We start from the raw sequence: 24,157 nt of genomic DNA on the forward strand, positions 1-24,157 counted from the left end.
GACGCGTCCGTCGTCGTGATCGGCGACGGCGGCGTGCTCAAGGACTGGTTCGACGCCCGCCCCGTCGGCGCCGTGATCGTGCGCCCCGACCACATCATCGCCGCCGAGTGCCTCGCGCAGGATCTCGACGCGACGCTGCAGCAGGTCTTCGCGGTCGCGCACGCGGCGCAGCCGGGCGAGGCGCGCGGCGAGGCGGCCGTGGCCCCGGCCCCGGCGATCGCGAGCTAGCAGGGGTCCCCTGCCGGGATCCCCCGCCGGGTTTTGCGCCCGGCACCGACAGCTGCGCCCGCGCGGGTGGGCGCAGCTGTCGGGCGCGGACGCACAAGTGCGCGACCGGGGGCGCAGACCCGACCGGCCCGGTCGCCGAGCGGCATCCTCTCGGGCGTAACGTGAACCCACACGACGAAGGGCGGGACACATGCCGGTTCTCTTGCAGCTCGACTCGTCTTCCGCGGGGGACGCCTCGGTCTCGCGCCGGCTGACCGCGGAGTTCGCCACCCGGTGGCGCGAGCGCGGCGCCGACCACACCGTCGTCAGCCGCGACCTGCACGCTGAAGCGCTGCCGCATCTGCCGCACGCCTCGCTGCACTGGCCGCCGCGGCTGCGGCCTGCCGGAGCGCCGGCGTTCCCCGAGGCAGAGACGCGCCAGAGCGCGCTGATCGACGAGCTGCTCGGCGCGGACGCACTCGTCGTCGGGGCGCCGATGTACAACTACTCGCTGCCGTCGACGCTCAAGGCGTGGGTCGACCACATCCACGTTCCGGGGCTGACCGCCCCCTTCGACGTCGACAGTCAGCCGCTGCGCGGGAAGACGGCCGTCATCGTCACGACGCGTGGGGCGATCTACGACCAGGGCTCCGCGACCGAGAACTGGGACCACACGGTGCCGCCGCTGCGGATCATCCTCGAGAGCGCGCTCGGCATGCGCGTCGAGACGGTCGCCGTGAGTCGCACCCTCGCGCTGAGCGTGCCCGCGATGGCCGGCGAGCGTGCGGCGTTCGACGCCGAGTATGCCGCGGCGCAGCGCGAGCTCGCCCGGCTCGCCGCCGCGCTCTGACCGCCTCTCAGCCGTCCGAGCGCATCGCGGCGGCCACGATCTCGCCCGCGAGCAACGCCGCCACAGCCGTGCCCCGGCGCGGCGCTGCGGGCAGGATCGACGCGTCGCCGACGCGCAGCCCCGGTACGGCGAGCACGCGGCCGCCCGGGTCGACAACCGGTGACGGCCCCGCGAATGAGGCGGTACCGGCGCTGTGCATCGCGGTGCCGAGGCGCGCGATCACCCAGGCGTCGAGCGCGTCGTCGTCGGCGAGAGCGGATGCCTCGGGGGCGGTCGTCGCCCGCGCGTCGGCGCGGATCGCCGCGGCATCCAGCACGCCGGCCACCAGGCGCGTCGCGTCACGCCAGCGCGCCCGATCGTCGGCGCTGCCGAGGTAGCGATAGTCGAGCAGCGGCGAATCGCCGGGGTCGGCCGAGCGCAACCTGAGGCGCCCCGTGCGCGCCGGCGTCGTCACCGACACGAGCAGCGGCAGCACGTCGTCGCTCGTGGCGGACCCCGTCACCTCGCTCATCGGCCGCAGCGACTGCAGCACCTCGAGCTCGCCACCAGCCGGGCCCGCGTGCAGGACGCCGCCCATCCAGCGACCGGAGGGCGCGGGCACCGCCTCACGCGGTCGCCAGCCCATGAGGAGCTGCGGGTGATCCGAGAGCGCGGTTCCGACCCCCGGCGCGTGCACGGCGACGGGCAGCCCGTGGGCGGCGAGCTCGTCGCGCGGCCCGATGCCCGAGAGCAGCAGCAGCTGCGGCGAGCGGATCGCCCCCGCCGCCAGCACGACCTGGCCGGCGCGGATGACGCGCTCGCCGCCGCTCCCGCTCCCGTTCGCGGGACGCGCGACGACACCGACCGCGCGACCGTGTTCGAGCAGCACCCGGGTGACCAGCGTGTCGCCGCGCACCGTCAGATTCGCTCGCGCGAGCGCCGGCAGCACGAAGACGAGCCCTGCGTTCTGGCGTACCCCGCCGACGGCATTGCTCGGCACGGGCCCGAAGCCGGGGCGGCCCTGCGCGTTCTTGTCCGGGTCCGCGGGAAAGCCGAGCTCGGCGCTCGCCGCGGCGAACGCTCGGGCGGCCGGATGCTCGAGCGGGTCGCGCGCGACCGTGATCGGGCCCGCGTCGCCGTGCTCGGCCAGCGCGCCGAAGTCGAGGTCGCGCTCGAGGCCGACGAGCAGCGGCAGCGCTCCCTCGTACGACCAGGCGTCCCCGCCCGCCCGCGCCCACTCCGCGAAGTCGGCGAGCCGCGGGCGGATGAAGTACCCGCCGTTCGTCGCCGACGACCCGCCGAGGATGCGCCCGCGGGTGCTCACGAACGGCCGCCCGGGGGTGAGCTCGCCCGGAATCCGCCAGTTGACCGGAAGGCCGGCGCGCGCCCCGGCGACGCGCCCGGCGTCGAGCACCTCGGCGGGGAACGCGTCGGCGCGGCGGGGCACGGGGCCGGCCTCGAGCAGCAGCACCCGGCGGCCGTCGTCCTCCGAGAGGCGCGCCGCGAGGACCGAGCCCGCCGAGCCTCCACCGACGACGATCACGTCGACGGCGGGCTCGGCCGAGGCATCCGTCACGCGGTCAGCCGCTCCGACAGGATGTCGAGAGCCGACCTCAGAACCTCGAGCAGCTCGCTTCCCGGGTCGTGCAGCCATTGCTCGTAGGCACCGAGGGATGCGGCGAGATAGACCCAGCCGATCATGCGTGGCCGCAGGCTGCCGACGGGCTCCCCCAGTCGGCGCGCGGCGAACTCGGCGATCACCTCGCGCCACGACTCGTAGCGCAGCGTCGAATGGGCGACGAGCGACGGGACGGTCATCAGCAGCTGCATTCGCTCGCGGTGGTACTGGAGCTCGGATGCCGGATAGGTGTTGAAGTCGAGCACAGCCCGGGTCAGCGTCGCATAGAGCGGCTCGGAATCCGGCACGGCGGCGAGGTCGGCGCGCATCCGCTCGACGAGCTCGTCGAAGTCGCCCCACGGCAGATCGTTCTTCGAGGCGAAATAGCGGAAGAACGTGCGCCGGCCGATGCCCGCGGCGGCCGCGATCTCGTCGACGGTGGTCTCGTCGAAGCCGTTCTCGATGAACAGCTGCAGCCCGATGTGGCTGAGCTGCGCGACGGTGGTCGCGCGCCGCGTCGCGTGCGCGCCCGTCTGCCCTGTCATGGTGACCATCTTGCTCCACAGCTCTTGCGGTGGCACCGAGTGCCACGTAACGTGTGCTCCATCGCGGAGGAATCCCCACGATCAACGAAGATCGAACTCAGGAGCAGCATCGATATGACTGAGAAGCCCGTAGCCGCCGATAACACCGACGACGCCATCATCGAATCCGACGTTCTCGTCGAAGAGGTCTCGATCGACGGCATGTGCGGTGTCTACTGAATCGCGCCCGCCCCTCGACCTGAGCCGCGCCTGGCGCCTGCACCCGCAGGTCTCCGTGCGCCCCGAGCCGTTCGGCGCACTGCTGTACCACTTCGGCACGCGGAAGCTGTCGTTCCTCAAGGACCCGCGCCTGCTCGCGGTCGTGCGCAGCCTCGACGAGCAGCCGTCCGCACGCGCCGCCTGCCATGACGCGGGCGTCACAGACGCCGAGCTCCCGACGTTCCGTCGCGCGCTCGAGACGCTGCGCGTGGCGCAGATGCTGGTCGAGCAGGACAGCAGCGAGCAGGACAGCAGCGAGGTGGCGGCATGACGATGACGGATGTCAGGGCCGAGGCTCCGGCGAAGCCGCAGCGCCTCGTCGACCTGTTCGAGTACGGCCTCGACTCGCCGATCTGCCTCACGTGGGAGCTCACCTACGCATGCAACCTCTCGTGCGTGCACTGCCTGTCGAGCTCGGGGCGGCGCGACCCGCGCGAGCTCACGACCGAGGAGTGCTTCGCGGTCATCGACGAGCTCGAGCGCATGCAGGTCTTCTATGTCAACATCGGCGGCGGCGAGCCGACGGTGCGCAGCGACTTCTGGGACATCGTGGACTACGCGACGAGCCACCACGTCGGGGTGAAGTTCTCGACGAACGGCGTGAAGCTCACCCCAGAGCGGGCGCGGCAGCTGGCCGCGAACGACTACCTCGACATCCAGATCTCGCTCGACGGCGCGACGGCCGAGGTCAACGACTATGTGCGCGGGCCCGGCTCGTACGAGACGGCGATCACCGCCATGGCGAACCTGCAGGCCGCGGGCATGAAGAACTTCAAGCTCTCGGTCGTGTGCACCCGGTACAACATCCCGCAGCTCGACGAGTTCAAGGCGATCGCCGACCGCTACGGCGCGCAGCTGCGCCTCACCCGGCTGCGGCCCTCCGGCCGGGGTGCCGACACCTGGGACGAGCTGCACCCGCGGCCCGAGCAGCGGAAGCAGCTCTACGACTGGCTCGTCGCCCACGGCGACGGCGTGCTCACGGGCGACTCGTTCTTCCACCTCTCGGCCTACGGCGAGGCGCTTCCCGGGCTCAACCTGTGCGGCGCGGGCCGGGTCGTGTGCCTGATCGACCCGATCGGCGACGTGTACGCCTGCCCGTTCGCGATCCATGACGAGTTCCTCGCCGGCAACGTCCGCATGCCGGGCGGCTTCCAGAAGGTGTGGCGCGAGTCCGAGCTGTTCCTGCGTCTGCGCCAGCCGCAGTCGGGCGGCGCGTGCACGTCGTGCCAGTTCTTCGACACGTGCAAAGGCGGATGCATGGCCGCGAAGTTCTTCACCGGGCTGCCGCTCGACGGGCCAGACCCCGAGTGCGTGCAGGGCTACGGCGAAGAGCTGCTGAAGAATGCCAAGGCGAAGGAGGGGCTCGCCCCGAAGCCGTCGGCCGACCACTCGCACCGCACCACGCCGCCCCGGCCCCGCGAGGGCCTCGGGCCGGTGCGCCTCACCCTGAAGCGCCGCGAGGACCTGGGGCGCCCGCCCGTCAACGCCTGCGAGGCCGACCCTCTGGCCGGGCTCGCGCCGCAGAACCCGCAGTAGGACCCGCTCCGCCCCACAGACCCGCGCGACGCATCCGATCACCCTGACAACGCCGTCGGGGTGGCTCGTCGCGCTCGAAAACAGAAGAAAGCAGGTAGAACACCATGGGAGTTCTCGAGGGCAAAGTCGCCTTCGTCACCGGCGCCGCTCGCGGCCAGGGCCGTAGCCACGCCGTCCGCCTCGCGCAGGAGGGGGCGGACATCATCGCCATCGACATCGCGGCCCAGATCGACACCGTGCCGTACCCGATGTCGACGCCCGACGACCTGGCCGAGACGGCGCGGCAGGTCGAGGCCCTCGACCGCCGCATCTTCACGAGGCAGGCGGATGTCCGCGACAAGGACGCCCTGCAGGCGGCGTTCGACGCCGGCGTCGCCGAACTCGGCCCCGTCGACATCGTCGCCGCCAATGCCGGGATCGCGCCGATGTCGCTCACGCCGCAGTACCAGGAGTGGACCGACGTCATCGCCGTGAACCTGACCGGCGTCTACCACACGGTCGAGGTCGCCGCGCCGTCGATGATCGAGCGCGGTGAGGGCGGCGCGATCGTGCTGACCAGCTCGACGGCGGGGCTCACCGGCATCGGCGGGAACACGCCGGGCGGCATCGGCTACACCGCGGCGAAGCACGGCGTGGTCGGCCTGATGCGGGCCTACGCCAACTACCTCGCGCCGTATTCGATCCGCGTGAACACCGTGCACCCGACGGGCGTCAACACCCCGATGGTCGTCAACGAGTTCATGCAGCAGTTCCTGCAGGCCGACCCGGCGATGGGCCAGGCGATGGCGAACGCGCTGCCGGTCGAGCTCGTCGAGCCCGTCGACATCTCGAACGCGATCGTGTGGCTCGTCTCGGACGCCGCGCGCTATGTCACCGGCGTCACACTTCCCGTCGACGCCGGCTTCGTCAACAAGAGGTAAGGGGGTCGCTCATGGCAGGAAGGGTCGAGGGCAAGGTCGCCTTCATCACCGGAGCCGCTCGCGGTCAGGGGCGCAGCCACGCGCTGCGGCTCGCGCAGGAGGGCGCCGACATCATCGCGGTCGATCTGCTCGAGGACATCCCGGGGGCGCCGTATCACGGCGCGACGGAGGCGGACCTCGCCGAGACCGTCCGTCAGGTCGAGGCGCTCGACCGCCGCATCGTGGCGAGCAAAGCGGATGTCCGCGACTTCGGCGGGCTCAAGAAAGCGGTCGACGACGGCGTCGCCCAGCTCGGCCGACTCGACATCATCTCGGCCAACGCGGGCATCTCCACGCAGATGGCGCCGGCTGATGAGCTCGACGAGGACATGTGGCAGAACATGATCGACACCAACCTCACCGGTGTGTGGCACACCGTGAAGGCAGGGCTGCCGCACATCAAAGCGGGCGGCCGGGGTGGCTCGATCATCCTGACGAGCTCTGAGGCGGGCATCCGCGGCTACGGAAACATCGCCCACTACGTGTCTGCCAAGCACGGGGTGGTCGGGCTGATGCGGACCCTCGCCATCGAGCTGGCGCCGCTGTCGATCCGCGTGAACAGCATCCACCCGACGCAGGTGGACACGGACATGATCCAGAACTCGGCGACCTACGACCTGTTCACCGGCAAACAGGGGTCGACCAAAGAGGAGTTCGCCGCGGCGTCGCAGGCCGTGATTGCGCTGCCGATCCCCTGGGTCGAGCCGGTCGACATCTCGAATGCGGTGCTGTGGCTCGCCTCCGACGAGGCACGGTTCGTCACCGGGGTGCCGCTGCCCGTCGACGGCGGCAACTACCTGATCTGAAGACAAAGAAAGAAGGAACCAGCATGCCTGGAAGAGTCGAAGGCAAAGTCGCCTTCGTCACCGGCGCGGCGCGCGGCCAGGGCCGCAGCCACGCCCTTCGCCTGGCGCAGGAAGGCGCCGACATCATCGCCGTCGACCTCACCGGCCAGATCGACACGGTGCCCTACGCCATGTCGACCCCGGCCGATCTCGACGAGACGGTGCGGCAGGTCGAGGCGCTCGACCGCCGGATCGTCGCCACGCAGGCCGATGTCCGCGACTTCGACGCGCTCAAGGGTGCGCTCGACGCGGGCGTCGCCCAACTCGGCAAGCTCGACATCGTGTCGGCCAACGCCGGCATCTTCAGTTTCGGGACGCTCGACGAGCTCACCGAGGAGCAGTGGAGCGACATGCTCGCCGTGAACCTGACGGGTGTGTGGCACACGGTGAAGGCCGCGATCCCCCACCTCAAGGCGAACGGCGGCGGCTCGATGATCCTCACCAGCTCGACCGCGGGGCTCCTCGCCATCCCGAACATCGGGCACTACGTCGCGGCGAAGCACGGCGTCGTCGGCGTGATGAAGACGGCAGCCCTCGAGCTCGCGCCGTTCAACATCCGCGTCAACTCGGTGCACCCCACGAGCGTCAACACCGACATGATCCAGAACTCGGCGACGTACGAGCTGTTCGCTCCGGATCTGACACCCGAGCAGCGCACCAAGGAGGCGCTCGCGCCGCGGTTCCAGACGCTGAACGTGCTGCCGATCCCGTGGGTGGAGCCGGTCGACATCTCGAACGCCGTGCTGTGGCTGGCGTCCGACGAGTCCCGCTATGTGACGGGACTCGAAGTCCGCGTCGACGCCGGCCAGCTGCTCAAGTAGAGGGGCGGCGGACATGACAGGACGGGTAGAGGGCAAGGTCGCCTTCGTCACCGGCGCCGCCCGTGGGCAGGGGCGCAGCCACGCGCTGCGCCTCGCCCAGGAGGGCGCCGACATCATCGCGGTCGACATCTGCGAGGGCATCCCGAGCATCGAGAGGTACTACGCAGGGTCGACGCAAGCCGACCTCGACGAGACCGTGCGGCAGATCGAGGCGCTCGACCGGCGGGTCGTCGCGCGCAAGGCCGACGTGCGCGACTTCGACGAGCTGAAGGCGGCGCTCGACGAGGGCGTGGCCGAGCTCGGTCACGTGGACGTCGTCGCGGCCAACGCCGGCGTCTTCGCCTTCGGCGACAAGACGCACGAGGTGAGCGAGTCCGACTGGCAGGACGTCATCGACATCAATCAGACGGGCGTGTGGCACACCGCCAAGGCGGTCATCCCCCACCTCATCGAGCAGGGCACGGGCGGCTCGATGATCTTGACGAGCTCGACGGCGGGCCTCAAGGGCACGCCGAACGTCGCCGCTTACACGGCGAGCAAGCACGCGGTCGTGGGCATCATGCGCACGCTCGCCCTCGAGCTCGCCCCCTATCGGATCCGCGTCAACACGGTGCACCCGACGGGTGTCGCGACGGACATGATCCTCAACGAGGCGGCGTTCAAGCTCTTCCTGCCCGACGTCGAGCACCCGACGAAGGAACAGGCGGCCGCGGTGTTCGAGTCCACCAACGCGCTGCCCATCCCCTGGGTCGAGCCGGTCGACATCTCGAACGCCGTGCTGTTCCTCGCCTCAGACGAGGCGCGCTACGTCACGGGCACCGAGCTCAAGGTCGACGCGGGCTACACGATCAAGTGACCCGGCTCGCGTGACCGGTTCAGACAATCTACGGAAGGACACACACATGGCAGGACGGGTCGAAGGCAAGGTCGCCTTCATCACCGGGGCGGCACGCGGGCAGGGGCGGGCGCATGCTCTCCGGCTCGCCGAGGAGGGCGCGGACATCATCGCGGTCGACATCGCGGCGCAGGTCGAGAACGTGCCGTACCCCACGGCCACGCCGGACGATCTGGCCGAGACGGTGCGCCAGGTCGAGGCGCTCGATCGGCGCATCGTCGCGGAAGCGGTCGACGTGCGCGACCTCGACGGTCTGAAGGCCTTCGTCGACAAGGGGGTCGGCGAGCTCGGCCGGCTCGACGTCATCGCGGGCAACGCCGGCATCGACATCGTCGGCCCCTGGCACGACATGACGCCGGAGATCATCCGCACCACGATCGACATCAACCTGATCGGCGTGTGGAACACCGTGACGGCCGGCGTGCAGCACCTCATCGACGGCGGGGGCGGCTCGATCATCCTGACGAGCTCGGCCAACGGGCTCAAGGCGGGCCCGTGGAACCTCGCCTACAACATGGCGAAGTTCGGCGTCACGGGGCTCACCAAGTCGCTCGCGATGGAGCTCGCGAAGGACCACGTGCGGGTGAACTCCGTGCACCCCGGCGGCGTCGACACCCCGATGGCGAACGGCATCTTCGGCCTGCCCGACAACGGCTTCGAGCGCGGGCAGAAGGAGAACCCGGACCTGTTCGGGATGCTGACGCAGTGGATTCCCGGCATGATGCCGCCGCGCGAGATCTCGAACGCGGTGCTCTGGCTCGCCTCCGACGAGTCGACGTGGGTCACCGGGCACGCCCTCGCCGTCGACGGCGGCATGACGCAGTACTAGGAACGAGGGGCCGCAGAGGAGGCATCCGCATGACCGACGGCGACGTCACGAACCCGGGCGACCGCACGGCGCTGCGCGAGCGCATCCTCGCGCGGGTCGTCGGCCGCGAGCACGAGCTCGAGCTCGCCCTCGCGGCCGTCGGCGCCGGCCGCGACCTCATCCTCGAGGGGCCGCCGGGCACCAGCAAGACGACCATGCTCAAAGCGATCACCGCAGAGTGGGGCATCCCGCTGCTGTTCGTCGAGGGCAACGGCGACCTGACGCCGGCCAAGCTGATCGGCCACCACAACCCCGCCCGCGTGCTGCGCGAGGACTACAGCGCCGACAACTTCGTCGCGGGACCGCTCGTCGAGGCGATGGAGCAGGGCGGGTTCCTCTACATCGAGGAGTTCAACCGCGCGCCGGAGGACACTCTCAACACCCTGCTCACCGCCATGGCCGACCGAGCGATCGAGGTGCCGCGCGTCGGCGGCGTGGTCGCGAAGCCGACCTTCCGGGTGATCGCGTCGATGAACCCCTACGACAACGTGGGCACGACGCGCCTGTCGATGAGCGTGAGCGACCGCCTCAACCGCATCGTCGTGGACTATCAGGATGCCGCCGCGGAAGAGCGCATCGTCGCGCTGCGCAGCGGCATCGCGGGCGCCGTGGCCGAGCGCATCGTCGTCGACGCGGTCGCCGTGACGCGGGCGACTCGCGCGCACCCCGCGGTGCGGCAGGGCTCGAGCGTGCGGGGCGCGATCGACTGCGCGCTGATCGCGAACGAGCTCGCCGCACTGCGCGGGGTGACGAGGGCCGAGCCGGATGCCCGCGCGGGCGCCGGCGACGGCGCGGCGCCGTACCCCGAGCTGATGCTCGACGCCATGCTCGTCTCGCTCTCGGGCCGCATCCGGCTCGACGAAGCGGCCGAGACCACCCCCGAGCGCGTGCTGCGCGAGATCTGGGAGGACCGCTTCATCCTCGAGCCGGCCACCTTCACCGGGCCGACGTGAAGAGAGGTCCCCGCCGACGGCGGCCCCGTCGAACGCCGCGCCCAGCGGCCGCCGACGCGGCCGCTCACCCGCACCCCGAAGCAACTCACCGAGGAGCCCACCCTGTTCGAGGCCACGCCGGGAAAGTCCGGAATCGCCCTGCGCGCGCAGAAGCGCGGCGCGGCATCCGCCCGTGCGCCGCAGCTGCCGAGCGCCCTGCAGGCGGGCTTCACGGATGACCCGGCCGAGCTCGCCCTGATCGACGAGCAGCTCGCCGTCGAGCCCGCCGCGCGCGAACGGGCTCGGGCGATCGCGGCGGCGCTCGCCGTGCCCCGGCCACGGGCGCAGTCGTCGTCGCGCCGCGGGCAGGGCGTGCTCGCGAGCCTGCCCTACCGCGGTGCGGCCGACGACATCGACCTCGACGCGACCATCGAGGTGCTCGCCGAGCGGCCGGTGCCCGAAGACGAGGACATCATCGTGCGCGACCGCATCCGCTCGACGCGCGCGGTCGTGCTGCTCGTCGACGTCTCGGGGTCGTCGAAGGGCGAGCGGCTGACCACGTCGGCCGCGGCGGTGGGCGCGCTCGCGGGCGAGCTCGAGCGCGACAGGCTCGCCGTGATCGCCTTCTGGTCGGATGCCGCGGTGCTGCTCGAGATCGGGGCGCCGGTGCGCCCCTTCGAACTGCTCGACCAGCTGATGCGGATTCCCGCGCGGGGTCTCACCAACGTCGCGTTCCCGCTGCAGCTGGCAGCCGAGCAGCTGGCCCGCTCCCCCGAGCGCGACAGCCGCGTCGTCCTGCTCTCGGACTGCGTGCACAACGCCGGCCCCGACCCGCGACCGCTCGCGGCGGCGCTGCCCCGGCTCGACGTGCTGCTCGACACGAGCGGCGAGCGCGACGTCGAGCTCGGCCGCGAGCTTGCGCGCAGCGGGCACGGCACCCTGCACCTCGTGCGCGACTTCCACGATGTCGCGCCTGCGGTGACCGACATCTTCCGAGACCGATAATCGGCACAACACACAAGGAGCTCAGATGCCCTGGAGGCAGAATCCCTGGTTCGAGACCGTGCTCGAGGCGCAGCGCCGCGCGAAGAAGCGCCTGCCGCCGTCCGTGTACGCGGCGCTCGTGGCCGGCTCGGAGCGCGGCCGCACGCCCGAGGACAACCAGGCGGCGTTCGCCGAGCTGCAGTTCGCCCCGCACGTGGCCGGCCATCAGAGCGAGCGCGAGCTGAGCACCACGGTGCTCGGCATCCCGATCTCGCTTCCCGTGCTGATCTCGCCGACGGGTGTGCAGGCGGTGCATCCCGAGGGCGAGGTGGCGGTCGCGCGGGCGGCGGCGAACCGGGGCACGATCATGGGGCTGTCGTCGTTCGCGTCGAAGCCCGTCGAAGAGGTCGCGGCGGCGAACCCGAACACCTTCTTCCAGATGTACTGGACGGGCACGCGCGAGCAGATGGTGCAGCGCATGGACCGCGCACGGGCCGCCGGCGCGAAGGCCCTGATCGCGACGCTCGACTGGTCGTTCTCGATCGGGCGCGACTGGGGCTCGCCCGCGATCCCCGAGAAGATGACGCTCAAGGCGATGTGGGACTTCGCCCCAGAGGCGATCATCCGGCCCAAGTGGCTGTGGGCCTACGGCAAGACGGGCCGCGTGCCCGACCTGACGACGCCGAACCTGCAGCCGCCGGGCGGCGAGGCGCCGACCTTCTTCGGGGCGTACTACGAGTGGCAGCAGACCCCGCCGCCCACGTGGGAGGACGTCGCGTGGCTGCGCGAGGAATGGGGCGGTCCGTTCATCCTGAAGGGCATCACCCGGGTCGACGACGCCAAGAGGGCGGTCGACGCCGGCGTCTCGGCGATCTCGGTGTCGAACCACGGCGGCAACAACCTCGACACGACCCCGGCGACGATCCGCTGCCTGCCCGCCGTCGCGGCCGCTGTCGGCGACCAGGTCGAGGTGCTGCTCGACGGCGGCGTGCGCCGCGGCGGCGACGTCGCGAAGGCGCTCGCCCTCGGCGCGCGCGCCGTGATGATCGGCCGCGCGTACCTCTGGGGCCTCGCCGCCAACGGGCAGACCGGCGTTGAGAACGTGCTCGACCTGCTGCGCATGGGGCTCGACTCGGCTGTGCTGGGCCTCGGGCACAAGTCGATCCACGAGCTCAGCCGCCAGGACCTCTTCATTCCGCAGGGCTTCGAACGGCACCTGGGGGCGGGGGATGCCGGAGCAGCGGCATCCCCGTCGACGGCGGCCGGGTCCTCGGCCGCTCGACGATCGACGCGCCCAGCCGCGCGCCGTCCGCGGAAGCCGGCGGCGCCCGCGAGCGCCGAGGCGCCGGTCACGCCGCCGGCGCCGGGCTCGCCTGCGCCCGATTCCGCGCCGCAGCAGTGACCGAGCTCGCCCCCGCGCGCTGGCCCGAGCTGGGCGAGCCCGCGCTCGTCCTCGTCCCGCTCGGGTCGACCGAGCAGCACGGGCCGCACCTTCCGTTCGACACCGACGCGGTCATCGCGGCGGCGGTCGCACGCGGCGTCGCGGAACGGCTGCGTGCGGCATCCGTCGACGTCGTGGTGGCGCCGGCGCTGCCCTACGGCGCGAGCGGCGAGCACCAGGACTTCCCCGGCACGACCTCGATCGGCGAAGAGGCGCTTGGCCTCGTGGTGGTCGAGCTCGCGCGCTCGCTGCGGGCGTGGGCGCCGCGCGTCGTGTTCGTCAACGGCCACGGCGGCAACGTGCGGGCGCTGACGGATGCCGTCGCGCAGCTCGCCGAGGAGGGGCACGACGTCAGCTGGGTGCCCTGCGGCGTCGCGGGCGGCGACGCCCACGCCGGCCGAACGGAGACCTCGGTGATGCTGCATCTCGCTCCGGCATCCGTCGCACTCGATCTCGCAGCCCCCGGCAACGCGACCCCGATCGACGAGCTCATGCCCGCGCTGCGCCGGCGCGGCGTGCGCGAGCTCGCGCCGAACGGCGTGCTCGGTGACCCGACGGGGGCTTCCGCAGCGGAGGGCGCCCGGCTGCTCGCGGCGATGGCGGATGCCGCGTGGGCGCGGCTGCCCGAGTCGGTGGCTCGGTGAGCGGGGCGGGGGCGCGCGGGCTGCCGGACGGGGTGGTGCTGCGGCTGCGGCACGACACCCGTGTCTCGGAGGGCGGCCGCACCCTCATCGGCGGTGCGCCCACCACGGTGCTGTACCTCACCCCCGCAGCGCAGCGGATGATGCGCGGGCGCGAGTTGGAGCTGAGCGGTGCACGCTCGCGTGCGCTCGGCGAGCGCCTGCTGGATGCCGGCCTGGCCGACCCCGTGCTCGAGTCCCTGCCGGAGTCGCCCGTTCCGCTCGAGGACGTCACCTTCGTCATCCCCGCCTACGGCCGCGCCGACGGCCTCGAGCGGCTGCTCGCCTCGATCCCGCGCGCGCACCCCGTGATCGTCGTCGACGACGCGTCGCCCGAGCCCGCGCCCATCGCCCGGGCTGTGGCGCGGCGGGGGGCACGGCTCGTCGTGCTCAACGCCAATGTGGGGCCGGGCGGGGCGCGCACGGCCGGGCTCGCGCACGTCACGACGCCGTTCGTCGCGTTCGCCGACACCGACGTCGTCGTCGACGACCGGGTGGTGCCCGCGCTGCTGCGGCACTTCGCCGACCCGCGCCTCGCGGTCGCGGCGCCCCGGGTGCTCGGCCTGCACGACGGCGGTGAGACGAACTGGATCGGGCGCTATGAGGCCGCCCGCTCGTCGCTCGACCTGGGCCCGCACGGCGGGAACGTGCGGCCCCGCTCGCCGGTCTCGTGGGTGCCCGCGACCTTCCTGCTCGCCAGGGTCGACGCGTTGGGCGAGGGGTTCGCCGCGCTGCGCGAGGGCGAGGACGTCGACCTCGTGTGGCGGCTCGTCGCCGGCGGCCGGCGGGTGCGCTACGAGCCGGCGGCCACGGTGCGGCACGACCACCGCACGACGGTGCGCACCTGGCTGTCGCGGAAGGTGCTCTACGGATCGTCCGCGTCCCCGCTCGCCGCGCGGCACGGGAAGCTGATCGCGCCCGCCGTGTTCGCGCCGTGGGGGCTCGCCTTCGCCGCGGCGCTGCTCGCCCAGCGGCGCTGGTCGGCGCCCGTCGCCGTCGGTGTCGCCGCGTTCGCCGCGGCGCGCATCGCGCGCCGGCTGCCCAGCTCCCGGCATCCGCGCCTCGAGGCCGCGCGCCTCACCGCGAGCGGCGTCGGCGCCACGTTGAACCAGACGAGCGCGCTGCTCGTGCGGCACTGGTGGCCGGTCACCCTCGTCGCCGCGCTGTTCTCGAAGCGCATCGCCCGCGCCGCCGCGGTGGCCGCGCTCGCCGACGGCGTGATCGAATACGTGCGCCTGCGGCCCCGTCTCGACCCGGCGCGCTTCATCCTGGCGCGCCGGCTCGACGACCTCGCCTACGGCTTCGGGGTGTGGCGCAGCGCGGTGCGCGCCCGCTCGGTGCGGGCGCTGCTGCCCGACATCACGTGCGGGCGGCGCAGTCGCTGAGGGCTGCGCCTACAGCTCGAGCGCGAAGAAGACGCTGTTCGGGTCGTCGGTGTAGTCGGCGAAGGGGGCGCAGGGCAGGAATCCGTGCTTCGCATACAGCGCACGCGCGGGCGCGAAGTAGTCCTCCGCCCCCGTTTCGAGCTTGAGCTCGCGGATGCCTCGCCGGCGCGCCTCGGCCACGATCGCGCCGAGCATCGCACTCGCCACGCCGCGCCCTCGCGCCGCGGCCGCCGTGCGCATCGACTTCAGCTCGCCGAGACCGCCGGGGTGCTGATTGAGGGCGCCGACGCCGAGCAGCTCGCCGGTCGCCGCGTCGCGCGCGGCCCAGAAGGTGATGCTGGGGTGCGCGAGCGCGTCGGGGTCGAGGGCGTGCACGCTCTCGGCGGGCGATGTGGCGTGCATGTCACGCAGGTGCTCCGCGAGCAGCTCGAGCACGTCGGCCGCCCTCGGGTCTTCCACGGCGATGACCGGCCCACCCGAGACGACCGGAACTGTCGGATTCATGGCGCGACTCCGGCATCGAGCGTCGTCTCGCCGCGGCTCGCACGCCCCGGCCGCCGCGCCGCGTACCACCACGCCACGAGGGCGCCCACGGCCAGCACGGCCGCGAAGACGCCGATCGCCTGGGTCACGCCGATCGCGGCGCCGAGCACGCCGAGCGTGACGCCGCCCCCGGTGCGCAGCCCGGAGGAGAACATGCCGTAGACGCCGAGGGTGCGGCCGCGCTCGCCGGCGGGCGCCTCGAGCTGCACGACGCTCTGCGTGATCGACAGCGAGGCGATCTCGCCTGCGCCCGCGACCGCCAGCGCGACGATCGCGAGCGCATAGCTGCCGGTCAGCGCGAACGCCAGGATCGCCCCGCCGAAGACGACCGTCGACAGCACCGCAGCGCGCAGGGTCGGCCTGATGACGCCGGTCGCCTCGAGCAGGAATCCGCCCACCACGCCCCCGAAGCCCATCGCGAACAGCAGCACGCCGTAGGTCAGGTCGCCCGACGACCCCGCCCCGAGCCGCGCCGCGAACACCGGCATCGACGACTGCAGCGCGTTCCCGATCGTGACCGCGGTCAGGCCCGAGATGATGATCATGGCGATGATCAGGTGATTCGAGCGGATGCCGCGCAGCACCCGCGCCGTGTCGCGCCAGCCCACCTGCGGCTTCACCGCGACGTCGGCGGCGCCGTGCGCGGCATCCCTGGTGTGCCCGGTGAACCTCGTGCGGAACATCAGCACCGTCATCGGCAGGTACAGCAGCACGTTCACGAAGATGCCGCCCGTCGGCCCGAGCCAGAGCAGCAGCGCAGAGCCGACGACGGGCCCGAACAGGATGCCGAGGCTCTGGAACGTGGCGTTCATGCGCACCGCGCTCGGCAGCTCGTGCCGGTCGACGAAGTCGTGCAGCATGAGCTGCTCGGCCGGCCCCCAGAGCGAGCCTGCGGTGCCGTGCAGCACGAGCAGGATGCAGGCCGCCCAGACCGTCAGGCTGTCGGTAAGGAAGAGCACACCCCACACCGCGGAGACGAGCATGAAGAGCCCCTGCGCCGCCTGGATCAGGCGGCGGCAGTCGTACTTCTCGGCGAGCGTGCCCGACCAGACCGACAGCAGCAGGAACGGCAGCCAGTGGCTGATGATCTGGAAGCCGACGAGGGCCGGCGAGTGGAACGTCTGCCACAGCACCCAGTACGTGATCACGTGCTCGGTGTTGTCGGCCATCATCGACAGCCCCGAGGTGAACAGGTACGGGCGCGAGTCGCGGTTCCGCAGCGCGGCGAAGCGCCGAGGAAGGGAGGGGATCGCCGCGGTATCGCTCACCTAGTGAAAACTACCTCGTCAGGCGATGGCCTCCAGCCGCCCGATCTCCTCCGACGAGAGCCGGAAGCCGAAGATGTCGAAGTTCTCACGCTGGTGCTCGAGCGATCGCGAGCGGGGAATCGGCAGCAGCCCGACCTGCACGTGCCAGCGCAGCACGAGCTGGTTCTTCGTGACGCCGTGGTCTGCCGCGATCTGCCGGAAGTACTCGTGCCCGGCGACGCGGTCGGCGTTCTTCAGGGGGCTGTAGCTCTCGGTGACGATGCCGCGCAGCCCGTCCGTCTCGCGCGCGGCCCGGTTCTGGTGCAGCAGGTCAACGGGCACCTGGTTCACGGCCGGGGTGACGCCCGTGGCATCCACGACCTCGTCGATCTGCCCTGCGTCGAAGTTCGAGACGCCGATCGAGCGCACGCGCCCCTGCTCCTTGAGCTCGACGAGCGCCTTCCACGTCTCGACGTAGAGGTGGTTCTGCGGCTCGGGCCAGTGGATCAGGTACAGGCCGAGCTGCTCGAGCCCGAGCCGCCGCATCGACTCGTCGAACGCCCGCAGCGTGCGGTCGCGCCCGTGCTGCCCGTTCGGCACCTTGCTCGTCACGACGAGCTCGGCCGGGTCGATTCCCGAGCGCCGGATGCCTTCGCCGACGGCATCCTCGTTGCCGTACGAATACGCCGTGTCGATCAGCCGGTAGCCGAGGCCGATCGCCCCCGCGATCGATTCCGCGCCCGCCGCGCCGTTCAGCCCGTAAGTGCCGAGCCCGATCACCGGGATCGTCGTGCCGTCGTTGAGTTCGTAGCTGGGAACCGCGCTGTCCGTCATAGCTGCAGGCTAAACGGGCAAGCGGATGCCTGTACATGGGGTCGCGGGCGGGCGGCGGCTGCGTGACACTGGCGACATGAGCGAATGGACCCCTGAGGAAGTGCGCGCCATCGGCCAGGTCGAGGAGGTGCAGCTCGCCCCGCTCGCGGGCGACGGCACGCCCCTGCCGGCCGTCACCATCTGGGCCGTCACCGACGGCAGCGAGGTGTTCGTGCGCTCGGTGCGCGGCACCGGGGCGCGCTGGTACCGGCACGTGCGCGAGACCGGGCGCGCCGCGTTCACCGCGGGCGAGGTGTCGCACGAGGTCACCTTCGAGCCGGTGAACGAGATCAAGAACCAGGCGGTGACGGATGCCTACAACGCGAAGTACGCCGCCCAGCCCGCCGAGTTCCGGCAGCCGATGGTCGAAGGGCCCTCCGTCGGCGCGACGCTGCGGGTCGTGCCGGAGTAGCACCCGGCCGGCCGGGGTACCGGCATCGCGTGAAGATCACGGACACGGGCGACCTGTGGTGGAAGACCGCGATCGTCTACTGCCTCGACGTGAAGACCTTCCTCGACTGGAACGACGACGGCGTCGGCGACTTCCCGGGCCTCGCGCAGCGGATCGACTACCTCGCGAGCCTCGGCGTGACGTGCCTGTGGCTGATGCCGGTGCACCCGTCGGGCGGCGTCGACGACGGCTACGACCCGATCGACTTCTACGCCGTCGACGAGCGGCTCGGCTCGCTCGGCGACTTCGTCGAGATGGTGCGGGTCGCCCGCGACCGGGGCATTCGGGTCGTGATCGACCTCGTCGTGCAGCACACCTCTGACCGGCATCCCTGGTTTCAGAAATCGCGCGAGAGCACGCAGTCGCCGTTCCGCGACTTCTACATCTGGCGCACCGACTGCCCGCCGCAGAGCCCGCAGGACAGCGCCTTCCCCGGCGACGAAGACGGCGTGTGGGACCGCGACGAGAAGACCGGCGAGTACTTCCGGCACCAGTTCTACACGCGCGAGCCCGACCTCAACCTCACGAATCCGCGTGTGCGCGACGAGATCGCGAAGCTCGCCGGGTTCTGGCTGCAGCTCGGCATCTCGGGGTTCCGCGTCGACGCGGTTCCGTTCCTGCTGAGCGGCGAGGACCCGAACGCGAGCGCGGGCGAACTGCACAGCTATCTGCGGGCGTTGCGGGCGTTCCTGTCGCGCCGCCAGGGCGACGCCCTGCTGCTCGGCGAGGTGAACCTCGACCGGAAGGAGCAGGTCGAGTACTTCGGCGGCGACGACGCCGACGAGCTCAACATGCAGTTCGACTTCGTCGGCATGCAGGCCATGTACCTCGCGCTCGCACGGCAGAGCTCGGAGCCGCTGCGCCAGGCGCTGATCGGCCGGCCGAAGCTCATCGCCGACAGCCAGTGGGCGAACTTCGTGCGCAATCACGACGAGCTGACGCTCGACAAGCTGACGGATGCCGAGCGCGAGGAGGTCTTCGCCGCCTTCGGGCCCGAGGAGCGCATGCAGGCGTACGGCCGCGGGCTGCGGCGCAGGCTGCCCCCGATGCTCGGCGGCGATCAGGCGCGCATCCGGATGGTCTACAGCCTGCTGTTCGCGCTGCCCGGCACCCCCGTGCTGTTCTACGGCGAAGAGATCGGCATGGGCGAGAACCTCGACGCGCCGGGGCGCCTCGCCGTGCGGGCGCCCATGCAGTGGAGCGGCTCGTCGCCGAACGGAGGATTCTCGAACGCGGATGCCTCGCAGCTGGTCGCCCCCGTCGTGCCCGGCGAGTTCGGGCCGGAGAACGTGAACGTCGAGGCGCAGCGCACCGACCCGGACTCGCTGCTCGCGTTCATCACGCGCCTCACCCACCGCTACCGCGAGTGCCCAGAGCTCGGCTGGGGTGAGGCGACCGTCGTCGACCACCCGAACCCGGCCGTGCTCGTGCTCGTCAACCGGTGGGACGACTCGGGCATGGTTACGATCCACAACTTCAGCGCCGACGAGCTCGAGGTCGAGCTCGAGCTCGACTGGGTGCCGCAGGGAACGCGCCTGGCCGATCTGCTCGACGACCACGGCCTCGAGCTCGGCGACGGCGGCCGGGTCACCCTGCCGCTCGAGGGCTACGGCTTCCGCTGGCTGCGGATCGCGACGCCGGGCGGCCGCCGGCTGCAGTAGCCCGTCAGAGGTGCCGCCACCAGGTCGAGCTCATGCCGACCCGGTTGAAGCCCTGCGCGCGGTAGATGATCGCGTCCTGCGGGCTCGTGCCGACCACGGCGGTGCGGGCGCCCGCACCGTGGGCGGCCGCCGCGACGGCGTGCAGCAGCGCGGCGCCGAAGCCGCGGCGCCGGAAGGGCGGCCACACGTCGAGATCGAAGATGCCGGCGACGTCGCCGTCGACGAACGACCACGCGTGGCCCGCGAGCACGCCGTCGATGCGGATGCCGGCGTAGAACGCCCGCTCGGGCTGCGCCCGCGCGAGCCCGAGCATGCGGTCGTAGCCGTTGTGGCCCTGCTCGTCGCGCACGTCCTCGAGGTCGACCCCGACGTGCACGCGCGGATCGGCCGGCGCGTCGATGCCCGCGAGATCGGCCGCGAGCCACCACGGCGCCCAGCCGCGTTCGAATCCGGCGGCGGCGAGGGCGGAGGCATCCATCTCGTTGTCGACCCACGCGCCGACCAGCTCGCGCTCCTCGTTGCGGGCCTGCTCGATGCTGCGCTCGAGGGCGGAGGGGTCGATGGTCTCGGGGAACACCAGAATGAGGCCGTCGGGCCCGTCGACCCAGGTGAGCGGCCCGTCGCTCCAGACGCGGCCGCCGAGGCTCTCGGCGCGGGCGCGCAGCCATTCGGTCTGCACGTGCTCGCACAGGGAGACGATCTGTCGGTGATCCTCGCGCTCGTCCATGGTGATTCCAGGTTGCCCGCTGTTGCTGGATGCCTCAAGGGCTGACGGCGGCGGCCTGGTGGTGCTAAACGCCTTCGGATCGTGGAGCCGATGACGGGAATCGAACCCGCGCTGTCTGCTTGGGAAGCAGAAGTTCTGCCATTGAACTACATCGGCGCTGCCCGGGTTGCCCCGAGCAGAAGCCATCTTATGGGGTGTTCCTGGGCGGTGCGATCCGTTCGCCACCCGGATTCTCGCGCGGCCGCGGCGCGAGGCGGTCTGCGAGGGCGACGACGAGGAGCGCCACGCCCGCCCCGACGAGCACGCCGCCGATCGTGTCGGTGAGCCAGTGCGCGCCGACATACGTGCGGCACACCGCCATCAGCAGCACGTAGGCGACGGCGGCGACGCCCGCCCACGCACGGGGCAGGAACAGGACGAGCAGGGCGGCGGCGGTCGCGGCGTTCGCGGTGTGGCCCGAGGGGAACGACCCGAAGTCGGAGATCACGATCATGTGCTCCGGCCGCTCGCGCGCGAAGAGGTGCTTCATGACCTGCACGGCGAGACCGCTCGCGAGCGACGCCGCGAGATACACGATGAGCGTGCGGTAGTGGCGCCGGGCGAGCAGCACCGCGGCGATCAGCAGGGGCACGACGACGATGCCGATGACTCCCCCGCCGACGCGGTCGAAGGCGAGGGCGATCGCGTCGCCCACCGGCCCGCGGGTCGCGACGATCCCGCGCGCCCAGCGGGCGTCGAGTTCGAGCAGGTGGGTGTCGGCCTCGAGGGCGATGCCGAGCCCGACGCTCGCTGTGATGAGCAGGATGCCCGGCACGAGCAGGCCCGTGCGGGGGCGGCGGGCGTCCTGTGGCATGCGCCCATCGTGCCCGAGCGGATGCCGCATCGCCTGGCAGCGCCGCCGATAGGCTGGGGGCTGGTGCGCCGGGAAGCCTGGTCGGCAGAGTGATGCAGAGCAGACGGAAGGACCCGCGTGGCAGCTACTGACTCCTTCGCGCTGATCGTGACCGTGGTCGCCGGGGCGATCGCGCTGGCCGTGCTCTCGCAACTCGTGAGTCAGCGCGTCCGGATTCCCGCGCCGGCCTTCTTCCTCGTCGCGGCGGCCCTCGCCGCGCTCGCGCTGCCGCCCGTGTCGGCCCACGGCCGCCTGCTCGATGAGCGCATCGTGAGCGTCGCGCTCGCGGTCATCCTGTTCGACGGCGGCATGCACATCGGCTGGCGGCGATTCCGCGCGGCGGCCGGGCCGATCATGTGGCTCGGGATTCTGGGCACCGCGCTCACGGCCGCCGCGATCGCGGCATCCGCCCACTTCGTCTTCGGCCTGGCCCCGACGGCGTCGCTGCTGCTCGGCGCCGCGCTGTCGCCGACGGACCCCGCCGTCGTGTTCTCGGTGCTCGGGCGCAAAGAGATCGGCGGCCGCAGCGGGACGATCCTCGAGGGCGAGTCCGGCGCGAACGACCCCGTCGGCATCGCGATCATGGCCAGCCTGCTCGCCGCCTCGGGCACCGGCTGGGCCGCCGTCGGCAGCGGTGCGCTCGAGTTCCTGCTGCAGCTCGGCATCGGCGCGGCGGTCGGCGTCGCGGGTGGCGTCGGCTTGCGGGTGCTGCTGCGGCGGCTGGTGCTGCCGAACGAGGCGCTCGCCTCGGTGATCGCGATCGCGGGCGGCGTCTTCCTCTACGGTGCGGGCACGGTCGCCCACGGCTCGGGGTACCTCGCGATCTTCGTCGCCGGAATCCTGATCGGCGATGTGCGCGCGCCGTACAAGACCGAGATCACCCGGTTCTCGTCGGGCGCCGCCAGCCTGGCCGAGATCGTCGCGTTCGCGGTGCTGGGCCTCACCGTGCAGCTCGACGATGTGCTGCGGCCGTCGGTGTGGCTGACCGGGCTCGGCATCGCGCTGCTGCTGATCTTCGTGATCCGCCCCGTGCTGGTCGGGCTCGTCACGCTGCCGATCCGCATCGACTGGGGCGAGCGGGCGTTCGTGCTCTGGGCGGGCCTCAAGGGCGCGGTGCCGATTCTGCTCGGCCTGCTCGTGGTGAGCTCCGGCACCCCCGGCGCGCACGAGCTCTACGCCGTGGTGTTCGTCGTGGTGCTCGTCTCGGTCGTGCTGCAGGGCGGCCTCGTGCCGCCGCTCGGCCGGCTGTTCCGGGTTCCGATGCGCGAGGTCGAGACGCGGCCCTGGTCGCTCGACGTGCGCTTCGCCGCGCCGCCCGAGAACCTCGAGCGGCACACGGTCGAGGCCGGGTCGCGCGCCGACGGGGCCGAGGTCGGCGAGCTGATCCCGGGCGATTCGGCCTGGATCGCCCTCGCCAGCCGCGAGGGGCACATGCTGCAGATCCGCACCAGCACGCGCCTGCGGGCCGGCGACGTCGTGCTCACCGACATCGACGACGGGCTCGAGCTCGGGCGGCTGTTCAGCGCCGAGCGCGAGTGAGCGGCCGCCGGGGCCTCCGTTCGGCCGCGCCGAGCCGGCCCGGGGCTCTCACGCGGCCGGCGTCCGCTCGCCCAGGAATCGCTCGATCACGTGGTCGGCGATCGCCATCGAGCTCGTCGCCGCGGGCGAGGGCGCATTGCGGATGAGGGTCACGGGCCCGAGCCGGTCGACGGCGAAGTCGTCGATGAGGCTGCCGTCGCGCCCCCATGCCTGCGCGCGCACGCCGGCAGCCGACTTGCCGGCCAGGTGCGTCATGGCGAGCTCGGGAACGAAGCGCCGCGCCTTCTCGAAGTAGCGGCGCTTGAGCAGCGAGGCGCTGATCTCGTCGACGCCCATGTACCAGTGCTCGCGCAGCAGGGCGCCGGCGCCGGGCCAGGCGATCGATCCCAGCGTGTCCTTCAGCGAGATGCGCGCCCACGAGTAGCCCTCGCGCGCCAGCGCGGGCACGGCGCTCGGCCCCAGCCGCACGTCGTCGTAGACGCCGCGGGTGAAGTGCACCCCGAGGAAAGGGAACCGCGGGTCGGGAACCGGGTAGATCATTCCGTGGCAGAGGTCGTTCGCCTCGGCCGAGAGCTGCCAGTACTCGCCGCGGAACGGCAGGATGCGGGGGCTCGCGTCGGCGCCGGCCAGCTTCGCGACGAGGTCCGATTGCAGCCCGGCGCACGCGACGACGAGGTCGAACTCGCGCTCGTCGTGCGGCGTGGCCACGTGCGCCGTCTCGCCGATGATGCGCAGCCCGGTCACCTCGCTGCCCAGCCGGATGTCCGCACCCGCGCCGCGGGCGTCGTGGGCCAGCGCCTCGGTGATGGCGGCGTAGTCGACGATCGCGGTGTGCGGGGAGTGCACCGCGGCGATGCCGGCGACGTGCGGCTCGATCTCGCGCATGCGCGCCGGGTCGTCGATGCGCTCGAGGTCGGGCACGCCGTTCTCGCGCGAGCGCCGCTCGATCTCGGCGAGGGGCCCCAGCTCGGACTCGTCGACCGCGACCACGAGCTTGCCGACCTCGCGATACGGCAGACCCTTCTCGCGGCAGAAGTCCCTGATCTGCCCGCGCCCCCGCGTGCACAGCTCGGCCTTCAGGCTTCCCGGCGCGTAATACAGCCCCGCATGCACGACCCCGGAGTTGTGCCCGGTCTGATGCGCGGCCAGTCGCCGCTCCTTCTCATAGACCACCACCTCGCCCAGCCCGCGCACGGCGAGGGCGCGCGCAAGGGCGACCCCCACGATGCCGCCGCCGATGACGGCGATGCGGCGCGGGCGTGCGAGCGGCGGAAGCATGCGGCAACGCTAGCGCTCATGACCCGCGGCGGATGGCCCGCGGCGGATGACGCTCGGCCGGCGACCAGCGACTCAGCCTCATCGCGCACGAGTTGTGCTCGGCCCCCCACACATCTCACAAAAGGAACTTGTACGAATTGCCG

At 72.0% G+C, this 24,157-nt stretch carries 26 protein-coding genes and 1 tRNA gene; 18 read left to right on the forward strand and 9 right to left on the reverse strand.

The genetic code is table 11. The features are described from left to right. The first annotated feature begins 15 nt into the window (after window positions 1-15). Both ABD716_RS09165 and ABD716_RS09170 read left to right on the forward strand, forming a co-directional pair. Window positions 16-228: a hypothetical protein gene (locus tag ABD716_RS09165; RefSeq protein WP_344776064.1), complete on the forward strand. Its 213-nt coding sequence runs from the start codon at window positions 16-18 to the stop codon at window positions 226-228. 190 nt (window positions 229-418) lie between these two features. Next, window positions 419-1,057, forward strand: coding sequence for an FMN-dependent NADH-azoreductase (locus ABD716_RS09170; protein WP_344776066.1), 639 nt, complete (start codon window positions 419-421; stop codon window positions 1,055-1,057). A gap of 7 nt (window positions 1,058-1,064) precedes the next feature. Here ABD716_RS09170 and ABD716_RS09175 read toward each other — a convergent pair whose 3' ends face one another. Then, window positions 1,065-2,612, reverse strand: coding sequence for a GMC family oxidoreductase N-terminal domain-containing protein (locus tag ABD716_RS09175; RefSeq protein ID WP_344776068.1), 1,548 nt, complete (start codon window positions 2,610-2,612; stop codon window positions 1,065-1,067). After that, on the reverse strand, window positions 2,609-3,199 hold the full coding sequence (mftR, locus tag ABD716_RS09180; protein WP_344776070.1) for a mycofactocin system transcriptional regulator: 591 nt from the start codon (window positions 3,197-3,199) through the stop codon (window positions 2,609-2,611). Before mftR ends, ABD716_RS09175 begins: the two co-directional genes overlap by 4 nt. Before the next feature lie 114 nt (window positions 3,200-3,313). Here mftR and mftA point away from each other — a divergent pair, with 114 nt between their 5' ends. The 13 genes from mftA to mftF all read left to right on the forward strand — a co-directional run bounded on the left by mftA (window position 3,314) and on the right by mftF (window position 14,803). Further along, the gene (mftA, locus tag ABD716_RS09185; RefSeq protein WP_344776072.1) at window positions 3,314-3,418 is read left to right on the forward strand and encodes a mycofactocin precursor MftA; all 105 of its coding nucleotides are present in this window, start codon (window positions 3,314-3,316) and stop codon (window positions 3,416-3,418) included. Next, window positions 3,408-3,728 carry a mycofactocin biosynthesis chaperone MftB gene (gene mftB, locus ABD716_RS09190; RefSeq protein ID WP_344776074.1) on the forward strand — a complete coding sequence of 107 codons (321 nt, stop codon included), beginning with the start codon at window positions 3,408-3,410 and terminating at the stop codon, window positions 3,726-3,728. Before mftA ends, mftB begins: the two co-directional genes overlap by 11 nt. After that, window positions 3,725-4,993, forward strand: coding sequence for a mycofactocin radical SAM maturase (gene mftC, locus ABD716_RS09195; RefSeq protein ID WP_344776077.1), 1,269 nt, complete (start codon window positions 3,725-3,727; stop codon window positions 4,991-4,993). The genes mftB and mftC overlap by 4 nt, the downstream gene beginning before the upstream one ends. A gap of 104 nt (window positions 4,994-5,097) precedes the next feature. Further along, window positions 5,098-5,913 (forward strand): mycofactocin-coupled SDR family oxidoreductase, encoded by an 816-nt coding sequence (locus ABD716_RS09200; protein WP_344776079.1) that lies wholly within the window; start codon window positions 5,098-5,100, stop codon window positions 5,911-5,913. An 11-nt stretch (window positions 5,914-5,924) separates the two neighbouring features. Continuing rightward, a complete protein-coding gene (locus tag ABD716_RS09205) occupies window positions 5,925-6,758 on the forward strand; it encodes a mycofactocin-coupled SDR family oxidoreductase (RefSeq protein WP_344776081.1) in 834 nt (277 codons plus the stop codon). Window positions 6,759-6,781: 23 nt separating this feature from the next. After that, the gene (locus ABD716_RS09210) at window positions 6,782-7,618 is read left to right on the forward strand and encodes a mycofactocin-coupled SDR family oxidoreductase (RefSeq protein ID WP_344776084.1); all 837 of its coding nucleotides are present in this window, start codon (window positions 6,782-6,784) and stop codon (window positions 7,616-7,618) included. A gap of 13 nt (window positions 7,619-7,631) precedes the next feature. After that, the gene (locus ABD716_RS09215; protein ID WP_344776086.1) at window positions 7,632-8,474 is read left to right on the forward strand and encodes a mycofactocin-coupled SDR family oxidoreductase; all 843 of its coding nucleotides are present in this window, start codon (window positions 7,632-7,634) and stop codon (window positions 8,472-8,474) included. A 46-nt stretch (window positions 8,475-8,520) separates the two neighbouring features. Further along, the gene (locus tag ABD716_RS09220; protein WP_344776088.1) at window positions 8,521-9,342 is read left to right on the forward strand and encodes a mycofactocin-coupled SDR family oxidoreductase; all 822 of its coding nucleotides are present in this window, start codon (window positions 8,521-8,523) and stop codon (window positions 9,340-9,342) included. 29 nt (window positions 9,343-9,371) lie between these two features. Next, complete coding sequence (locus ABD716_RS09225; protein WP_344776090.1) at window positions 9,372-10,334, forward strand: AAA family ATPase; 963 nt, start codon at window positions 9,372-9,374, stop codon at window positions 10,332-10,334. Between the two features lie 306 nt (window positions 10,335-10,640). After that, window positions 10,641-11,318 (forward strand): vWA domain-containing protein, encoded by a 678-nt coding sequence (locus tag ABD716_RS09230; protein WP_344776092.1) that lies wholly within the window; start codon window positions 10,641-10,643, stop codon window positions 11,316-11,318. A gap of 25 nt (window positions 11,319-11,343) precedes the next feature. Next, the gene (gene mftD, locus ABD716_RS09235; protein ID WP_344776094.1) at window positions 11,344-12,699 is read left to right on the forward strand and encodes a pre-mycofactocin synthase MftD; all 1,356 of its coding nucleotides are present in this window, start codon (window positions 11,344-11,346) and stop codon (window positions 12,697-12,699) included. Next, window positions 12,696-13,382, forward strand: a complete 687-nt coding sequence (gene mftE / locus ABD716_RS09240; protein WP_344776096.1) for a mycofactocin biosynthesis peptidyl-dipeptidase MftE — start codon at window positions 12,696-12,698, stop codon at window positions 13,380-13,382. The genes mftD and mftE overlap by 4 nt, the downstream gene beginning before the upstream one ends. After that, the gene (gene mftF / locus ABD716_RS09245; RefSeq protein WP_344776098.1) at window positions 13,379-14,803 is read left to right on the forward strand and encodes a mycofactocin biosynthesis glycosyltransferase MftF; all 1,425 of its coding nucleotides are present in this window, start codon (window positions 13,379-13,381) and stop codon (window positions 14,801-14,803) included. The genes mftE and mftF overlap by 4 nt, the downstream gene beginning before the upstream one ends. A 9-nt stretch (window positions 14,804-14,812) precedes the next feature. Here the strand turns inward: mftF and ABD716_RS09250 are convergent, their stop codons facing one another. Genes ABD716_RS09250 through ABD716_RS09260 form a run of 3 tightly spaced genes read right to left on the reverse strand, consistent with a single transcriptional unit; the run spans window position 14,813 to window position 17,427 of the window. Continuing rightward, the gene (locus ABD716_RS09250) at window positions 14,813-15,307 is read right to left on the reverse strand and encodes a GNAT family N-acetyltransferase (RefSeq protein ID WP_344776100.1); all 495 of its coding nucleotides are present in this window, start codon (window positions 15,305-15,307) and stop codon (window positions 14,813-14,815) included. Continuing rightward, window positions 15,304-16,614 (reverse strand): MFS transporter, encoded by a 1,311-nt coding sequence (locus tag ABD716_RS09255; RefSeq protein ID WP_344776103.1) that lies wholly within the window; start codon window positions 16,612-16,614, stop codon window positions 15,304-15,306. The genes ABD716_RS09250 and ABD716_RS09255 overlap by 4 nt, the downstream gene beginning before the upstream one ends. Before the next feature lie 18 nt (window positions 16,615-16,632). Then, window positions 16,633-17,427, reverse strand: a complete 795-nt coding sequence (locus ABD716_RS09260; protein ID WP_344776105.1) for an aldo/keto reductase — start codon at window positions 17,425-17,427, stop codon at window positions 16,633-16,635. A 76-nt stretch (window positions 17,428-17,503) separates the two neighbouring features. On the opposite strand from ABD716_RS09260, the gene ABD716_RS09265 reads away from it, so the two are divergent. After that, window positions 17,504-17,878, forward strand: coding sequence for a DUF2255 family protein (locus ABD716_RS09265; protein ID WP_344776107.1), 375 nt, complete (start codon window positions 17,504-17,506; stop codon window positions 17,876-17,878). Window positions 17,879-17,907: 29 nt separating this feature from the next. Continuing rightward, entirely contained in the window at window positions 17,908-19,578 is a 1,671-nt protein-coding gene (locus ABD716_RS09270; RefSeq protein WP_344776109.1) for an alpha-amylase family protein, read from the forward strand. A 4-nt stretch (window positions 19,579-19,582) separates the two neighbouring features. Here the strand turns inward: ABD716_RS09270 and ABD716_RS09275 are convergent, their stop codons facing one another. From ABD716_RS09275 to ABD716_RS09285, 3 genes are all read right to left on the reverse strand, one after another. Further along, window positions 19,583-20,305: a GNAT family N-acetyltransferase gene (locus tag ABD716_RS09275; RefSeq protein ID WP_344776111.1), complete on the reverse strand. Its 723-nt coding sequence runs from the start codon at window positions 20,303-20,305 to the stop codon at window positions 19,583-19,585. An 82-nt stretch (window positions 20,306-20,387) separates the two neighbouring features. Next, window positions 20,388-20,461: transfer RNA gene (locus tag ABD716_RS09280), tRNA-Gly, on the reverse strand. Between the two features lie 31 nt (window positions 20,462-20,492). Then, a complete protein-coding gene (locus tag ABD716_RS09285) occupies window positions 20,493-21,158 on the reverse strand; it encodes a phosphatase PAP2 family protein (RefSeq protein ID WP_344776113.1) in 666 nt (221 codons plus the stop codon). A 117-nt stretch (window positions 21,159-21,275) separates the two neighbouring features. On the opposite strand from ABD716_RS09285, the gene ABD716_RS09290 reads away from it, so the two are divergent. Next, complete coding sequence (locus ABD716_RS09290; protein WP_344776115.1) at window positions 21,276-22,736, forward strand: cation:proton antiporter domain-containing protein; 1,461 nt, start codon at window positions 21,276-21,278, stop codon at window positions 22,734-22,736. 48 nt (window positions 22,737-22,784) lie between these two features. Here ABD716_RS09290 and lhgO read toward each other — a convergent pair whose 3' ends face one another. Next, complete coding sequence (gene lhgO, locus ABD716_RS09295) at window positions 22,785-24,014, reverse strand: L-2-hydroxyglutarate oxidase (protein WP_344776117.1); 1,230 nt, start codon at window positions 24,012-24,014, stop codon at window positions 22,785-22,787. Window positions 24,015-24,157: the final 143 nt, after the last annotated feature.

The organism is Gryllotalpicola kribbensis, assembly GCF_039538245.1.
Taxonomy (GTDB): Bacteria; Actinomycetota; Actinomycetes; order Actinomycetales; family Microbacteriaceae; genus Gryllotalpicola; species Gryllotalpicola kribbensis.

Bases quoted from the DNA above. Each gene is read 5' to 3' on its own strand.
- mftD (WP_344776094.1), top strand. From the start codon at position 11,344: ATGCCCTGGAGGCAGAATCCCTGGTTCGAGACCGTGCTCGAGGCGCAG.
- ABD716_RS09285 (WP_344776113.1), bottom strand. From the start codon at position 21,158: ATGCCACAGGACGCCCGCCGCCCCCGCACGGGCCTGCTCGTGCCGGGC.
- ABD716_RS09275 (WP_344776111.1), bottom strand. From the start codon at position 20,305: ATGGACGAGCGCGAGGATCACCGACAGATCGTCTCCCTGTGCGAGCAC.
- ABD716_RS09250 (WP_344776100.1), bottom strand. From the start codon at position 15,307: ATGAATCCGACAGTTCCGGTCGTCTCGGGTGGGCCGGTCATCGCCGTG.
- ABD716_RS09170 (WP_344776066.1), top strand. From the start codon at position 419: ATGCCGGTTCTCTTGCAGCTCGACTCGTCTTCCGCGGGGGACGCCTCG.
- ABD716_RS09200 (WP_344776079.1), top strand. From the start codon at position 5,098: ATGGGAGTTCTCGAGGGCAAAGTCGCCTTCGTCACCGGCGCCGCTCGC.
- mftC (WP_344776077.1), top strand. From the start codon at position 3,725: ATGACGATGACGGATGTCAGGGCCGAGGCTCCGGCGAAGCCGCAGCGC.
- ABD716_RS09220 (WP_344776088.1), top strand. From the start codon at position 8,521: ATGGCAGGACGGGTCGAAGGCAAGGTCGCCTTCATCACCGGGGCGGCA.
- ABD716_RS09210 (WP_344776084.1), top strand. From the start codon at position 6,782: ATGCCTGGAAGAGTCGAAGGCAAAGTCGCCTTCGTCACCGGCGCGGCG.
- ABD716_RS09260 (WP_344776105.1), bottom strand. From the start codon at position 17,427: ATGACGGACAGCGCGGTTCCCAGCTACGAACTCAACGACGGCACGACG.
- mftA (WP_344776072.1), top strand. From the start codon at position 3,314: ATGACTGAGAAGCCCGTAGCCGCCGATAACACCGACGACGCCATCATC.
- ABD716_RS09225 (WP_344776090.1), top strand. From the start codon at position 9,372: ATGACCGACGGCGACGTCACGAACCCGGGCGACCGCACGGCGCTGCGC.
- ABD716_RS09205 (WP_344776081.1), top strand. From the start codon at position 5,925: ATGGCAGGAAGGGTCGAGGGCAAGGTCGCCTTCATCACCGGAGCCGCT.
- lhgO (WP_344776117.1), bottom strand. From the start codon at position 24,014: ATGCTTCCGCCGCTCGCACGCCCGCGCCGCATCGCCGTCATCGGCGGC.
- ABD716_RS09215 (WP_344776086.1), top strand. From the start codon at position 7,632: ATGACAGGACGGGTAGAGGGCAAGGTCGCCTTCGTCACCGGCGCCGCC.
- ABD716_RS09265 (WP_344776107.1), top strand. From the start codon at position 17,504: ATGAGCGAATGGACCCCTGAGGAAGTGCGCGCCATCGGCCAGGTCGAG.
- mftR (WP_344776070.1), bottom strand. From the start codon at position 3,199: ATGACAGGGCAGACGGGCGCGCACGCGACGCGGCGCGCGACCACCGTC.